Genomic DNA, 15,626 nt, shown 5'->3' on the forward strand with positions numbered 1-15,626 from the left:
ATACAAATAAATAGGCTAAACGCTGACCCGAATCAAGTTGATGTTGCAAAAATGTGATCGTCGATCGGGATGATGTTCTTTAATCTAGAAGTATCTTGGAGCTTAATTTGTACTTAGAGCCAGGATGGTAGAGCAATGCAAAGCTGATGAGACGTTCTTTGCTCCATGTTCTTCTATTCAAAAGAAGGCAAGGCTCTGATTCAGAAAGCTTTAGTGACGTTCTGATCTGAGTGTCTGGAATAATGGCTTCAACCGTGTGTTCAATAGCACTCAACGGGCAGTTTTTTGAAAGGTATTCATTGGGTGTAGATTTTGAAAAGTCCTGCTCTAGGTATTTTGGAGCGGCTTGAGAGCTCACCCAACGAGCTTCCAGTTGTATCGGCGTATTGTCAGCAAAGTGGATGATTTCACTATAGAATACTTCTGCATTGATCATCACGCCTAACCGTGTGGCGGTGCTTTCATCAGCCTTGATGTTATCGTGTTTGATCACTTGGCTAGTATACGTTTGGCCACGGTCTTTGATCTCTTGCGCGATATTGTTGATATCAAGTAGCGGAGATTGTGCTTTTTCGTCGGGCTCACAAACAAAAGTACCGAGCCTTGGCTTCCTGATGAGCTTGCCTTCAGACACAAGATCTCGAATGGCTTTATTCACCGTCATTCTACTCACGTTGAACTGTTCTGTGAGTTCGAGTTCGGTGGTAATTTGATAACCCACCGGCCAGTGACCATTGGTAATTTTGTCATCTATGAACTGTTTTATCTGAAGGTAGAGCGGCGCTTTCGACATAATGAAACCTTATTTGACTATACAAATAGAGTAACGGAATTTTTCACGATTTCAACATTTCCTCGGGTAATGTGACCTTATTCAACATAGATGGGGCAAATTGCTTGATTCTGTGAGGCAAGTGTCGCAAATTGTCACGCAATAACTATTCGTAAATCAGATAATTAGAAAGAGAAATAATATGTTTAAGAAATTAAAGGCCTCGTTGGGCATTGGTGCAGCAAAGGTTGATACCGTCTTAGATAATATTGAAGTTTTCCAAGGTGGCGAGTTGTCAGGCAATGTTCACATTGTTGGTGGCGACGTTGAGCAACAAATCGACCTGATTAACTTGGTTCTCAACACAGAAGTAAAAGTAGAAACAGAAGACAGCACTAGCTATGAAACTTTTTCACTCGGTCGTATTCAAGCCGTAGAGCCTTTCGTTATCCAACCGGGCGAAGCCAAACTGGTTCCATTCCGTCTTAAACTGAATGATGAAACGCCAGTCACCGCGTTGAACGCACAAATGAACCAATGCCATGTGTGGGTCGAAACCAATCTAGATATCGGCTTCGCGATTGATCCTAAAGACCGTGACTTTATCTCCGTACACCCACTGCCAACGGTCGCTAAAATCATCCAAAGTGTAGAAGCATCGGGCATGGCAATGGTGAAAGCAGACGTAGAGAAGGGCTTCTTAAAAGGCAACAGCTTTGCTTCTCGCTCTGGCTGTTACCAAGAGATTGAATTTCGCAGCGGCGGCTTTATGAATAACAAAGAGATCGAGCTGTCATTCATCGTAGATGGTTCTATGGTTCACTGCTTAGCAGAAATCGACCGCTCAATGAGCTTCCGTGGCGACCAATACATCTCATTCAGTTTGCCAGCTAACGCGGCCGACTCAGACATCCGCAACGCTGTATCAAGAATCATGAGTGCGTAGTTCCCTCTCTGTTAGTAGTTGCTCTGTCTATTAACAGAGACAAGACAATACAACTTCTAAAGCCGAACTTAACCGTTCGGTTTTTTTGTATTGTAGATAAAGCCAACGAATTACTGATTGAGCTATGGGTTAGGCGTTAGAAGGATCTATATAGAAGAGACATTTCAGTCATATAGTTTTGTGGTGCTGCGGGACTAACATTGTCATTTCATATTATTTCGTTACAATGTTTGGCTACTCACAAATGGGGCATCTGTATTTGCTTCTATGTGGGTATATTTATTATGCATATATCCCCAATCAGCGTACTAGTTGATTGAAAGACATATATTAAACATTTTCATGTGTTGCTTGGTGTGCAACACCACTGTAAAGGACAAATAATGCCAATTATTACTCTTCCTGACGGTAGTCAGCGTCAATTTGACAACCCTGTATCAACTCTAGATGTTGCCCTATCAATCGGTCCTGGTCTTGCGAAAGCAACCATTGCTGGTCGTGTAGACGGCGAGCGTGTTGATGCTTGTGATCTTATCGAAAACGATGCAAGCCTAGAAATCATCACAGCTAAAGATGAAGTTGATGGCCTTGAGATCGTTCGTCACTCTTGTGCTCACCTTTTAGGCCACGCGGTTAAGCAGCTTTTTCCAGAAGCGAAAATGGCGATCGGTCCTACTATCGATAACGGTTTCTACTACGATATCGACCTTGAGCACTCTCTAACGCAAGAAGATCTAGAAAAGATTGAAAAGCGCATGAAAGAGTTAGCGAAGACCAAGTACCAGGTTGTTAAGAAGAAAGTTAGCTGGCAGGAAGCGCGCGACGCATTCGAAGCTCGCGGCGAGACTTACAAGATTGAAATCTTGGACGAGAACGTTTCTAAAGACGATCGTCCAGGCCTGTACCATCACGAAGAATACATCGATATGTGTCGTGGTCCACACGTGCCTAACATGAGCTTCTGTCAGCACTTTACTCTACTTAACGTAGCGGGTGCTTACTGGCGTGGTAACAGTGACAACAAGATGCTTCAACGTATCTACGGCACTGCATTCCACGACAAGAAGGCGCTTAAAGCTCACCTTGTGCGCCTAGAAGAAGCGGCTAAACGTGACCACCGTAAAATCGGTAAAGCGCTTGACCTATTCCACATGCAGCAAGAAGCACCAGGCATGGTGTTCTGGCACCATAACGGTTGGACTATCTTCCGTGAGCTAGAAGTATTTATTCGTCAAAAACTGACTGAGTACGATTACCAAGAAGTTAAAGGCCCATTAATGATGGACCGTGTTCTTTGGGAACGCTCTGGTCACTGGGATAAGTACGCTGAAGCAATGTTCACAACTTCTTCTGAGAACCGTGAATACGCTATCAAGCCAATGAACTGTCCTGGCCACGTTCAAATCTTCAACCAAGGTTTGAAATCTTACCGTGATCTACCGCTACGTATGGCTGAGTTTGGCTCATGTCACCGTAACGAGCCGTCTGGCGCACTTCACGGCATTATGCGTGTTCGTGGCTTCACTCAAGATGATGCTCACGTATTCTGTACTGAAGACCAAGTTCAACAAGAAGTTAAAGCTTGTATTGATATGGTTTACGATACTTATACAACTTTCGGTTTCGAAAACATTGTTGTTAAGCTATCGACTCGTCCAGAACAGCGTGTAGGTTCAGACGAAATGTGGGACCGTGCAGAGGCTGACCTTAAGCAAGCGCTAGAAGCATTAGAGATTGCATACGAGATTCAAGAAGGCGAGGGTGCGTTCTACGGACCTAAGATTGAATTTACTTTGCATGATTGTTTGGACCGCGCTTGGCAATGTGGTACAGTGCAGCTCGATTTTGCATTACCAGAACGTTTAGGTGCTACTTACGTAGGTGAAGATAACGAGCGTCACACGCCAGTTATGATCCACCGCGCGATTTTAGGTTCACTAGAACGCTTCATCGGTATTCTTATTGAAGAATACGCTGGCTTCTTCCCAACGTGGTTGGCGCCAGAACAAGCAGTTGTAATGGGCATTACAGACAAACAGTCTGAATATGTACAAGAAATTACGAAAAAACTGCAAAAAAGTGGATTTAGAGTCAAAGCAGACTTGAGAAATGAGAAGATTGGCTTTAAAATCCGCGAACATACTTTGAAACGTGTACCGTTCATGCTTGTGTGTGGTGACCAAGAAATGGAAGCCGGCGAAATTGCAGTACGTACACGTAAAGGTAAGGACCTTGGCAAATTTAAAGTGGATGACTTTATTTCATACATCCAAGCCGAGGTTTCAAGCCGTAAGCTCAATCTGGAGGAATAGCTATTAAAGGCGGAAGACGTGGCCAACAACCGGCCAAACAAAACCAGCACCGTTTAAACGGTGACATTCGTGGCGTTCGTGAAGTGCGTCTAACTGGCGCAGACGGCGAAGCTGTTGGTGTAGTATCAATCGCTGAAGCGATGGAAGCTGCAAATGAAGCTGGTATGGATCTTGTAGAGATCAGCCCTAACGCCGAGCCGCCAGTTTGTCGTGTGATGGACTACGGTAAGTTCCTCTTCGAGAAGAGCAAAGCTGCGAAAGAGCAGAAGAAGAAGCAAAAGCAGGTTCAGATCAAGGAAATTAAATTCCGACCTGGAACTGATATTGGAGACTATCAGGTAAAACTACGCAACCTGACTGGTTTCCTAGAAGACGGCAACAAAGTGAAGGTAACAATTCGCTTCCGTGGCCGCGAAATGGCTCACCAAGAAATCGGTGTTGACGTTCTTAATCGTTTGAAAGCGGATACTGAAGAATTTGCAGTAGTCGAATCTTTCCCAACGAGAATTGAAGGTCGCCAGATGATCATGGTGTTGGCCCCTAAAAAGAAGTAATTAACGGCTTTGCAAGTAATTGAACCCTGCAGCCTCAGGTTGCGGGGTTTTATTCGCCCTAATTACTATGTTATTAACAACTCAACAATGCGGAGTTATTCATCATGCCTAAGATGAAAACCAACAAAGGTGCTGCTAAGCGTTTCCAGAAAACTGCTGGTGGTATTAAGTTTAAGCACGCTGGTAAACGTCACATCCTGACTAAGCGTACTACTAAGAACAAGCGTCAGCTACGTCCGAACTCGATCCTTCCTAAATGTGAAGTTGCTCAAGTTCTACGTATGATGCCATACGCTTAATTCTTTTTAGTTTATAAATTCGTTTAGTTTAGGAGAAGCATAATGCCTCGCGTAAAACGTGGTGTACAAGCTCGTGCACGTCATAAGAAAGTTCTAAAACAAGCTAAAGGTTACTACGGAGCACGTTCACGTGTTTACCGCGTAGCTTTCCAAGCAGTTACCAAAGCTGGTCAATACGCTTACCGTGACCGTCGCAACAAGAAACGTCAATTCCGTCAACTTTGGATTGCACGTATCAACGCGGCATCTCGTCAAAATGGTCTATCTTACAGCCGTTTCATCAATGGCCTTAAGAAAGCATCTATCGAGATCGACCGTAAGATTCTTGCTGACATCGCAGTATTCGACAAAGCAGCATTTGCTGTTCTAGTTGAAAAAGCGAAAGCATCTCTATAATTTAGAGTTAGCTTAAAGGTTTAAGAAAAGGAGAACTTCGGTTCTCCTTTTTTATTGCCTGTAATTTAGCTTTGCCATATTTTCTCGCATCTCGCATCTAATTTTTTATTCGCTTGAACAAGTATTCTGGTATATAAACATTTACCTAACCTTTAAATGTTAAGCGACCGAGATAAATGACCGCACCTACTACTATGACGTTCTTCGAACGTTTTGAAACAGATATCCTTTCAGGCAAAAAGACCATTACTATTCGCGATGAATCTGAGCGCGATTACCAGCCGGGCAGTGTTGTAGAAGTATCCACGCTAGAGCAGGGACGTGTATTCTGTAATCTTAAGATCATTAGCGTTGAACCAATCCTGTTTGATGACTTAGGTGAGTTCCATGCTCAGCAAGAGAACATGACGCTAGAAGTCCTGAAGGGGGTGATTCAAGATATCTACCCAGGGATCTCTGAACTTTATGTTGTCTCTTATGAGTTGGTAGCTTAAGCCTGATTGGATTAGATTGACTAGCTAGGGATGGCGATTTATGAGTAATAACCAGCAGACACTACTTCAGCTTTACTGTCGTGAACAGCAAGACCAAACGTTACTGTCTAAGAATGACCTTGATAGTGAACTGAGCGAGAGTGCCGATTATTTAAAGTGGTGCGAGAGCAAAAGAAACTTTGTTGAAGAAGATGTCTTAGGGCGTACTTGGGTAAAAAGTTGCCCAGCAGGGTATATTACTGAGGTTCACTTTCATTTGGATGGCAGTCTAACGGAATACCGCTTGTTTGATCGGTTTGAAACTCAAGGTCATTGGCTGTTGAAAAGCGGGTTGCTGCAAGTTGAAATCAGTAAAGGTGACAATCGTTACCAGTTTGATGCGGTTGCGTGTAAAGACTTGAATATCCACTCGGCGGTGGAATATAAAAACCAAGAGCTTCACTCCTACCTTAAGCTTGTTCAGGTGGAAGCTAGTTAACTCGGATTTGACTCATCAAGCTCCAAAAGCAAAAAAGCTAACGTCAAACGTTAGCTTTTTTCATTTCGATCGAACCTTGATTGGCTACTTAGGCTTGGCAGCCCTTATGCGTGATAGTTTTCAAGTTCCTTGTACAGTTCTGAATCTACGTCGTCAGTAGAGCAAACTGTCAATAGGTCTTCAATAAAACACTTGAGAGCGCGAGCTTCGATGCGTCGAATACCCTGTTGCTGCTCTTCAGTCAGGTAACCGTAGATAGTCGCCGCGCCAAAATCACCAAAGATCATTTGACCTTGTTCATTAACCAAGGTGTTGTGCGCATACAAGTCACCGTGGCAAATCTTGTTGCCATGCAGGTGATTAAATACATCAATCATTTGAGTAACGATGTTGTCGATTTGCGCGATTGGAAGTTCGAAACCTTCTGGGAAAGTATCACGCGTGCAAGTATCGAGTGTCGGTGGCAAGCCTAGGTTGTAATGGCAGCTTGGGATAAGCTCCATCACCAACGCAAGGTAATCTTGTTCGTCCACTTGCGCGATAGACTTCACTAAGTTGCTATGGTGACCAGCTTGAAGACACGCTTCTAGTTCATCATGTGGGTAACCGTCGCTTGTCACTTCGCCTTTGAATACTTTAACCGCCACTTCCTGAGGGAAATCAAAATCACTGTTTAACCAATTAGCATGAGATATCACGCCTGATGCACCTTGACCAAGCACTTGATTCAATGAGTAGCATTGCGAGCTTACTGCAGGCACGCTATCTAAGCTGCTCGGGTGTTTGCAAAATGGATTGCCCGCAAAGGCTAACCAAGCAAGTTTTGGTAGCTTAATAAGGAACTCAGGGAATTCAGTCAGTTGGTTTGCAGACAAGCGGACCAGTTCGAGGTTGGATAGGTCTTCCATACTCTCAGGTAAAGCGCGAAGCTGGTTGCCTGCGAGTGCTAGCTTTTGCAGTTTTGGTCTTTCACCCAGTGAGTTAGGCAGAACTTCGATGGCATTATCTGTCAGAATTAACCAGCGCAATTGAGCGGGTAGGGACTCTTCACTCACAGTTTTGATTTGGTTGGTCTTGAAACCGATCATTTCAAGCTTAGGAAGTGACCCAAGAACATCAGGAAGGTGCGTGAACAGGTTGTTCGAAGCGAAGATAATACGCAGGTTAGTAAGCTGTGCTAATTCTTGTGGAAGCTCTGATAGCTGATTCCCCGAAAGATCCAGAATCTCTAGCGAATCGGAGAGCTCTAAGATCTCTAATGGAAACTCGGTGAGACCTTCTGACAGTTTTAAGCGCTTAATACCTTTTAGTTGCCCTGATTTTAATTGTTCTAGAGTATGCAAACCTTAGCCTTATGAATAGATGTTCGAGGCGCGTAGTGTACTTGTCTCAAGTGAGAAAGGCGAGCACCGGAACGATGCTCGTTTAACTAAGCTTAGCGAATGAATTTACGAAGCTTAAAGTTGCATGTGATTTTGGCTTACGCCAACCTCCTCAACAAAATCGGTATCATGACTGACTAGGATGAACGCACCTTGATAGTCACGTAAAGCCGACGCCAATATTTGCTTTGAGTCGATGTCTAGGTGATTGTCTGGTTCATCGAGCAGCAGTAATGGCGAATCCTGTTTATGGCTGACGATCAACATCGCCAGTTTCATTTTCTCTCCACCACTTAGGTGAGCTACTTTGCGGTACACGGAGTCTCGCCTAAATCCAATGCCAGCTAACAAGGTGCGTGCGTCACTTTCCGTCATGCTGCAGCTATGTGCCATCAGGCTATCGAACATGGTGTCATTGGTGTCCAACAAACCAAAGTGTTGATCAAGGTACACCGTAGATCCTAAGCGTTTGATGGTGCCAGTGTAGTTCGAGTGCTCGTTGTGAATCGCTTTCAACAGTGTCGACTTACCACAACCGTTTGCACCAGTTAGATAACAGCGTTCACCTTGTGACAGAGAAAAGTGGATAGTAGTACCAGCCCCATACTCAAGTCGGCAATCTTCAACTGTTAATAGCGCGTTCTTTTTCTTGCTATTACTCTGCTGTAGATACAAGGCCTGAGGTTTCAGTTGCTCTTGCTGTTCTTTAAGAAACTGAAGCTTATCTTGATTTTGCTCCTTTAAGTTATTTTGACTAATGGCTGATGCTCCTTGCGTTCGTCCGGCTTTATCTTTCATCGCATCCAATAATATCTTGGGTTGGCTGCCTGACTTTCGCAGTCGGTTTCCTTGCGCCTCTCGCTGTTGTGCTTTTTCTTTGTTGGCTTGAGCTTGGCGTTCAAGTCGTCTCTTTTCGGATTGGTGATGCGTAATCTGCTTGTCCAATGCTTCATTTTGGCTCGACATTTGTTTGAAGTAGTCATCGTAGTTTCCTTTATAGAAACGTAACCCCAAACTGTTGAGATGGTAGATACCTTCCATGTGTCTCAACAGGCTTCGGTCATGGCTAACCATCAGTATTTTGCCTTCATATTGTTGGCACTGTTCTATTAACCAGCTACGCCCGTCATTGTCTAAATGATTCGACGGCTCATCGAGAATCAGTATGTCGTTATTTGATGTAAATAAGCGATGAAGTTGCAAGAGGGCAAGTTGGCCGCCGCTTAATGTGTTGCACGGTGTGGTTAACTCACTGGTTATTTTCAATGTAGCTAAAAGCTGTTGAGTGCTTTCTTGCAAACCCCAATCGTCGCCAACGATATTGAAGTGCTCAAGTTCGCAGCTACCTTGTTCGATAGCTCGCAAGGCATTGAGCTTTTCGTTGATACCTAAGAAGTCAGCAATGCTGATCGTGCTATCTAAAAGTTCTGAAGGCAACTGTGAGTAGAAACCAATCGAGCCTTGTCTAGACACACTCCCAGATGTCGGCTGCGCTTGCCCGGTGAGTAATGTAAGTAACAACGACTTTCCGGCTCCATTTCTTCCAACTAAGCCAGTTAATCGCGTGTTCAGATTAAAGGTGATGTCTTTAAATAACCACTCACCAGTATCGAGCTGAAATGAGAGATTATTGGCTAAAATAGTAGGCATAAAAATACCTCCCTTTACGTATAAACGAGTAAAAGGGGCGAGGCGCTTTTCTACATAGACTCCAACGTAGGACTCTAAGAATAGATCGCCCAAGACATTACTTAGGTAGATGACCAATCAAAGATAGAAAAGCTGTGCTGAGATGATTTCTGTCTTTGAGGTGCAGTTCTGCAAGATTCATGTTGTCAAAAGACGGATCTTTAAGAACTTGATTTGTCGCGAAAATAGATGACGAAGTAACGCCCACTAACCCCGAGTGTCCAAATGATTTTTATAAAAATAAATCGGATGTCAGGATGTTAGTACTTCATTATGGCGTTATTCTCTTTTGAAATGATGGTGGGATGTTACTGAAAGAGAGTGCTTAAAGTCAATATGATGACCTGATTAAAATGTATCCAAATAATTAAAGCGCCTCATGCCTATATAGATATAGCCATGAGGTGCTTTAGAGTGTTCTTTGAAAGCAAGAGCTTCAAATAATGTAAAAATTACAGGTTTTGTCCGCCGACAGCTCGCCAACACATGTCAAAGCTATCGCTGATGTACTTGGCTGACTGCTCTGGTGGTAACTCATTCTGCTCAATCAACCAGTTTGCACAAATCAAAAAATGGCTGTGGATGAAGTGCCTAACGAGATTAATGTCTAACACCATTAACTCACCGGCTTCCTGTCCTTTCAAAATGATATCATCGAGTGATGCGAACATCTGCGAGACAATGACTTCGCGAGTTTGAGTCGTTGGGTCAAAATGCACATTGGTGAAAAACTTCATGGCGACTGGGTTTTCTAATGCCCACTCAATCCCTGTCATCCACATGAATTTAAAGGCTTGATAGCGATTTTGTTTAGCGATTTCTGTGTGCTGAACAAGGGTAGAAAATAGCTCTATTTTCAGTTCACGAAACAGTTCATCAATCAGTAGAGATTTGTTCTCAAAGTGATGAAACAGCGTGGCTTTTGCTACCCCTGCGGTTTTCGCTATTTGACCTGTAGATGTGCCCTCTAACCCTTGTTGAGAGAAGAGTAGGAGCGCAGCATCTAGGATTTTTTGCCTTTTCGTAATCATCGATTCAGTACTTTGAACATCATTTTTTTGATTGGGTTGTTATATGGAGGGTGCATCAACTTAGTGAAATTGATTTTGCCTCGAGTCAATACGGTTTTCGCATGGCTGAAGGTTCTGAAGCCTTCAACACCGTGGTAGTGTCCCATGCCTGACGGACCAATACCACCAAACGGCGCGTCTTCTGCTGCGACATGTACTAGAGAGTCGTTAATACAAACACCCCCTGAATGAGTGTCCGATAGGAATAGGTCTTGAGTCTGTTTGTCGTGACTCATTAGGTACAGGGCAAGTGGACGTTCTCTTGTTGTGATGTAGCTGATTGCTTCTTCAATAGAATCATAAGGCACGATAGGAAGCACAGGACCAAACAACTCTTCTTGCATTGCCACCATGTCGTCATTCACTTCGGTGAGAAGGTGTGGCGTCATTCTGTGGTTCACGTCGTCTTGCGCTTGTTCGGTGACAGTATGTACTACAGCACCTTTTGATTGCGCATCTTCAACCACACCTTTTAATCGATTGTACTGACGCATGTTAACCACTGAGGTTAAGTCTTTGCTCTCAATTCCCGCTTTATACAGCTTCTTGAAGTAGCGTTTATAAGCCGTGATAAATGCATCGACTTTTTCTCTTGGCAGCAAGATGTAGTCAGGCGCGACACAGATTTGGCCTGCATTTAAGCTTTTTGCAAACAGGATACGTTCAACAGCGTCAGCCACATCAAAGTCAGGGGCGATGATGGTTGGAGACTTTCCGCCAAGTTCAAGTGTCACTGGCGTTAAGTTCGCGGCAGCGGCTTTCATGACGTGCTTACCTACCGCGGTTGAGCCTGTGAATAGGATATGGTCAAACGGCAGCTGGCTGAATTTCGCGGAAACATCGGCTTCACCTTCGATGATCGCCACTTGATCTTCACTAAAGCCTTCAGCCAACATCGCTTTTAAAACACGGTTGGTTGCAGGGGTAAACTCAGACATCTTAAGCATTGCTGTGTTACCTGCTGCCAATGCTGTAATTAGAGGACCCAAAGAGAGCATAACTGGGAAGTTCCAAGGCACGATGATGCCAACCACACCTACCGGTTGATAATGCACAGTAATCTTGGCTGGTGTTAGCATCAAGCCGGCTTTTCGACGTGAAGGCTTCAACCACTTCTTAAGGTTTTTATCACTGTAATTGATCTGGTGTAGGGAAGGGGTGATGTCAGCAATTAAGCTGTCGTGCTTTGCTCGATGGCCATAATCTTCTGATACCGCTTCAATTAACTGCTCTTGGTAGCGCATTAATAGTTTTTTCAAGACTGAGAGATCATTTCGTCTCTGCTCAAGTGTTGGATTAACGTTGTTACGGTAGTGATCTTGTTGTCGGTTGAACAGTTGATCCATGTCGTTGGTGCTTGACGTGTTTGGTTCAAGGTCTAGATTATGGCTCATAGTATCCCCTAAATTCGAAGGCTGACCGATTGGTCGGCCAGTTAAAATTACAAGAATATCCAACCGAATACAAGATGCGCGCAAGAAAAGTTCAATAATTGAGCGGTTACAACATTGAACTGGGCGATTTTTAGTAGGAAGAATGAAGTATTAGTAGGCATCGAATCGAGGGATACAAGCCGTGTTGGTGATAGCGAGAGTTGTGATCGGGAAGTGCGCATGTTTGTCACAAACCTGACTTAACATCACCAAATTAGCCAAGAATTTTAGGTGCAAATGCTATTTTATTCACCTAATTTTTTATGAGAAAGTGCTTTATATTTAATGCGCTTCAGCCTGCTTTTTGCCCTAAAACCTTGTAATTCCTTATCTGTCATTTTAAGTAGATCGGTCGATAAAAAAACGTAATCGTAACCACAAATATCTATGGTTGGACTCGCTCTTCATAATATCGGTTAATGCAGCCAACAAATCGTTTTTGAGCGTTTTTTGTTGGGTTATACCTCGCTATTCCAAAGAGGTATCTTCTGTCGATGGCCCTATAGTGTGAGGTCTCTAGAATTGGAAAATTCGGTTAATTTGGAACGCATCCGTGCTGAGTATAATGTAAAGCACTGGAGCCAAGGTTTTTATGGAATTGATGACAACGGTGAAGTGTATGTTTCACCGAGCGAAACGGATCATCAAGTTCCCCTCAGTAAGATCGTAAAACAGTTAGAGCAAAGAAATATTGGTTTACCTGCTCTTGTGCGTTTTCCTCAAATAGTGCATCAACGTGTGCACAATATCTGTAACGCATTCAACCAAGCGATCGACGAATATCAGTACGATAACCGTTACCTACTTGTTTACCCGATTAAAGTTAATCAACAAAAAGAAGTGGTTGACGAGATCTTAGCGAGCCAAGCTCAATTAGAGCAGAAGCAACTAGGTCTAGAGGCGGGCAGCAAACCAGAACTATTAGCGGTATTGGCGCTGGCTCAAAAAGCGAGCTCTGTGATCGTATGCAACGGTTACAAAGACAGAGAATACATCCGTCTTGCGCTTATTGGCGAAAAGCTAGGCCACAAAGTATTTATCGTTCTAGAGAAATTGTCAGAGCTTGATCTTGTTCTTTCTGAAGCGAAAGCGCTTGGCGTTAAACCTCGTTTGGGTTTACGTATTCGCCTTGCTTCTCAAGGTGCGGGTAAATGGCAAGCAAGTGGTGGTGAGAAGTCGAAGTTTGGCTTGTCTGCATCACAAGTGCTTACCGTTATTGAGCGTTTGAAAGCCGAAGACCAACTGGATGTTCTAGAGCTAGTACACTTCCACCTTGGCTCGCAAATGGCGAATATTCGTGATGTGCGAAATGGTGTGAGTGAGGCGGCTCGTTTCTACTGTGAACTGCGTGATATTGGCGCTCAACTGAAGTTCTTAGATGTTGGTGGTGGTTTAGCGGTCGATTACGACGGCACACGCAGCCAATCTTCAAACTCAATGAACTACGGCTTGCTTGAGTACGCTCGTAACATCGTGATGACAGTAGGGGACATTTGTAAGCTCTACAATCAGCCACAACCTGTGATCATTTCGGAGTCTGGTCGCTCACTGACTGCGCACCATGCCGTGCTAATCACCAACGTGATTGGTACTGAAAGCTACTCGCCGGAAGACATGGCAGCACCAGAAGCCGACGCACCACTGTTGCTAAACAACATGTGGAAGAACTTCTTGGAGTTAGATGCAGGCAATGATGACCGCGCGCTGATTGAGATCTACAACGATACGCAAAGTGATATCGCAGAAGCACACAACCAATTTGCGACAGGCATGCTGAACCTTCAGCACCGTGCTTGGGCAGAGCAGATGTCTTTGCGCATTAACTACGAACTTAGCTCTCGCATGAGTACTAAGAACCGTTACCACCGTCCAATCTTGGATGAGTTGAGCGAGCGTTTGGCTGATAAGTTCTTCGTTAACTTCTCACTGTTCCAATCATTGCCTGATGCTTGGGGTATCGATCAGGTGTTCCCAGTATTGCCTCTTAGTGGTTTGGATAATGCTGACGAGCGACGCGCTGTGGTGTTGGACATCACATGTGATTCTGACGGTACGATTGATCAGTATGTTGATGGTCAAGGTATTGAAACAACGCTGCCAGTTCCTGCATGGAACCCTGATGAACCATATTTGATGGGCTTCTTCCTAGTAGGCGCATACCAAGAGATCTTGGGTGATATGCATAACCTATTTGGTGATACGCACAGTGTAGTGGTCAACGTTGACGAAAGCGGTGAAGCGAACATCGATTACATTAACGAAGGCGACACGGTTGAAGACATGATGCGTTATGTTCATATCGATATGGACCTAATTCGCCAGAACTACAAAGAATTGGTAACGGCGAAAGTACCAGCTCAAGAGCAGCAAAGCGTACTTGAAGAGTTAGAGCAAGGCTTGATGGGTTACACCTATCTTGAGGATTTTTAATGAACGATCTATTTACGAAACCAGATTACTCACTGTACTCCAATGCGATGACTTTCATGCGCCGTCCATTGGTGCAGAACCCAATCGATAACGATGCTGATGTGGTGGTGTTGGGCGCGCCGTTAGATATGGCGACATCTGGTCGTCCGGGTGCACGTATGGGACCTGATGCGATTCGCCGTGCGTCGGTGAACTTGGCATGGGAAGGCAAGAAGTTTCCGTGGGACTTCAATGTATTTGAACATACCTCGGTGATTGATGCTGGCGACCTTGTGTTTGATTGCGGTGACGCAGAAGATCTAACTCAACGTTTAGAAGCGGCTGCTGATGCGATTCTAAATAGTGGTAAAACTCTGTTAGGTTTAGGTGGCGATCACTTCATTACACTGCCTTTGCTTAGAGCATATGGCAAGAAGTACGGTGAGATGGCTCTGATTCACTTCGACGCGCATACTGACACTTACAGTCAGGGCAGTCGTTACGATCATGGTACTATGTTCTACCATGCGCCAAATGAAGGTTTAATTTCGCCTGAACATTCAGTTCAAATTGGTATTCGTACAGAGTATAAGCAGGAAGGTCACGGCTTTAACGTTATTAACGCGATGCAAGCGAACGACATGAGCGTGGACGAGATCATTGCTCAAGTGAAAGGCATTGTTGGTGATAAGCCAGTTTACCTAACGTTTGATATCGACTGTCTGGATCCTGCTTTTGCACCGGGTACCGGCACGCCAGTGTGTGGTGGTTTGAATTCAGATAAAGTGCTCAAAATCATCCGTGGCTTACAAGGTATCAACATGGTTGGTATGGATGTGGTAGAAGTGTCTCCAGCCTATGACCAAAGCGAGATTACAGCATTGGCTGGTGCGACGATTGCTCTCGAACTACTTTACGTTTGGACGGCGAACCGCCTCGCTAAATAGTAGTGTGTCATTGCTAACAGCATAACGTTATATACTGATTTTAAAGCCCATTAAGGTTTAACTTAGTGGGCTTTTTTGTTTTTGGTGGTGGACAAATAGAGTAACTCATCGTTGGAAATGAGCAGTTTCTCCCTGTTATGAACTAATGCGCTATCAGGTGTGCCTTATGCAAGTCGTTTAATTGACTCTGGATAGAAATACATCATCTTTACTCTGGTTGCTGTCTCAAATGTGGGACTTACCTCTGCTTTGCTGTCAACGCATAACTCACCTCTATTAATGCCCCATATTCGCTAATGATTTATCAACCTTATTACTGTATATATTTATAAAACGAAGAGGTGCAATTACATTGTGCGTTTATTTGCATATAAATCAGCATCCTACTAACTTTTAACTCAGGTTTTCAAATCCCAGCCACAATACCTAGATTTGTGAAAAGACG

The 15,626-nt window shown here is 44.1% G+C and carries 14 protein-coding genes; 9 read left to right on the top strand and 5 right to left on the bottom strand.

What is annotated here, in order from left to right:
* Positions 1-79: 79 nt before the first annotated feature.
* Positions 80-793, bottom strand: coding sequence for a histidine utilization repressor (hutC, locus tag CWO27_RS14945; RefSeq protein WP_107899165.1), 714 nt, complete (start codon positions 791-793; stop codon positions 80-82).
* A gap of 181 nt (positions 794-974) precedes the next feature.
* Between hutC and CWO27_RS14950 the strand changes: the two genes are divergently transcribed.
* The 7 genes from CWO27_RS14950 (at position 975) to CWO27_RS14980 (ending at position 6,251) form a co-directional block, all read left to right on the top strand.
* Entirely contained in the window at positions 975-1,718 is a 744-nt protein-coding gene (locus CWO27_RS14950) for a sporulation protein (protein ID WP_102433123.1), read from the top strand.
* Between the two features lie 383 nt (positions 1,719-2,101).
* Complete coding sequence (thrS, locus tag CWO27_RS14955; RefSeq protein ID WP_048659527.1) at positions 2,102-4,030, top strand: threonine--tRNA ligase; 1,929 nt, start codon at positions 2,102-2,104, stop codon at positions 4,028-4,030.
* Between the two features lie 2 nt (positions 4,031-4,032).
* The gene (infC, locus tag CWO27_RS14960) at positions 4,033-4,584 is read left to right on the top strand and encodes a translation initiation factor IF-3 (RefSeq protein WP_076654893.1); all 552 of its coding nucleotides are present in this window, start codon (positions 4,033-4,035) and stop codon (positions 4,582-4,584) included.
* A gap of 104 nt (positions 4,585-4,688) precedes the next feature.
* On the top strand, positions 4,689-4,883 hold the full coding sequence (gene rpmI / locus CWO27_RS14965) for a 50S ribosomal protein L35 (protein ID WP_004738430.1): 195 nt from the start codon (positions 4,689-4,691) through the stop codon (positions 4,881-4,883).
* 42 nt (positions 4,884-4,925) lie between these two features.
* Entirely contained in the window at positions 4,926-5,279 is a 354-nt protein-coding gene (gene rplT / locus CWO27_RS14970) for a 50S ribosomal protein L20 (protein WP_004733517.1), read from the top strand.
* A gap of 176 nt (positions 5,280-5,455) precedes the next feature.
* Positions 5,456-5,773 carry a N(4)-acetylcytidine aminohydrolase gene (yqfB, locus tag CWO27_RS14975; protein ID WP_048659526.1) on the top strand — a complete coding sequence of 106 codons (318 nt, stop codon included), beginning with the start codon at positions 5,456-5,458 and terminating at the stop codon, positions 5,771-5,773.
* 40 nt (positions 5,774-5,813) lie between these two features.
* Positions 5,814-6,251 carry a hypothetical protein gene (locus tag CWO27_RS14980; RefSeq protein ID WP_107899166.1) on the top strand — a complete coding sequence of 146 codons (438 nt, stop codon included), beginning with the start codon at positions 5,814-5,816 and terminating at the stop codon, positions 6,249-6,251.
* A gap of 104 nt (positions 6,252-6,355) precedes the next feature.
* Here the strand turns inward: CWO27_RS14980 and CWO27_RS14985 are convergent, their stop codons facing one another.
* The 4 genes from CWO27_RS14985 to CWO27_RS15005 all read right to left on the bottom strand — a co-directional run bounded on the left by CWO27_RS14985 (position 6,356) and on the right by CWO27_RS15005 (position 11,786).
* Positions 6,356-7,594, bottom strand: coding sequence for a leucine-rich repeat-containing protein kinase family protein (locus CWO27_RS14985; protein ID WP_107899167.1), 1,239 nt, complete (start codon positions 7,592-7,594; stop codon positions 6,356-6,358).
* A gap of 114 nt (positions 7,595-7,708) precedes the next feature.
* A complete protein-coding gene (locus CWO27_RS14990) occupies positions 7,709-9,283 on the bottom strand; it encodes an ABC-F family ATP-binding cassette domain-containing protein (protein ID WP_107899168.1) in 1,575 nt (524 codons plus the stop codon).
* 491 nt (positions 9,284-9,774) lie between these two features.
* Positions 9,775-10,353 (bottom strand): TetR/AcrR family transcriptional regulator, encoded by a 579-nt coding sequence (locus CWO27_RS15000; protein ID WP_107899169.1) that lies wholly within the window; start codon positions 10,351-10,353, stop codon positions 9,775-9,777.
* On the bottom strand, positions 10,350-11,786 hold the full coding sequence (locus CWO27_RS15005) for a coniferyl aldehyde dehydrogenase (protein WP_107899170.1): 1,437 nt from the start codon (positions 11,784-11,786) through the stop codon (positions 10,350-10,352). The genes CWO27_RS15000 and CWO27_RS15005 overlap by 4 nt, the downstream gene beginning before the upstream one ends.
* 561 nt (positions 11,787-12,347) lie before the next feature.
* Between CWO27_RS15005 and speA the strand changes: the two genes are divergently transcribed.
* A complete protein-coding gene (gene speA, locus CWO27_RS15010) occupies positions 12,348-14,255 on the top strand; it encodes an arginine decarboxylase (protein ID WP_032500248.1) in 1,908 nt (635 codons plus the stop codon).
* The gene (gene speB, locus CWO27_RS15015) at positions 14,255-15,181 is read left to right on the top strand and encodes an agmatinase (protein WP_017105806.1); all 927 of its coding nucleotides are present in this window, start codon (positions 14,255-14,257) and stop codon (positions 15,179-15,181) included. The genes speA and speB overlap by 1 nt, the downstream gene beginning before the upstream one ends.
* Positions 15,182-15,626: the final 445 nt, after the last annotated feature.

Source organism: Vibrio sp. 10N.286.51.C3, assembly GCF_003050065.1.
GTDB lineage: Bacteria > Pseudomonadota > Gammaproteobacteria > Enterobacterales > Vibrionaceae > Vibrio > Vibrio crassostreae.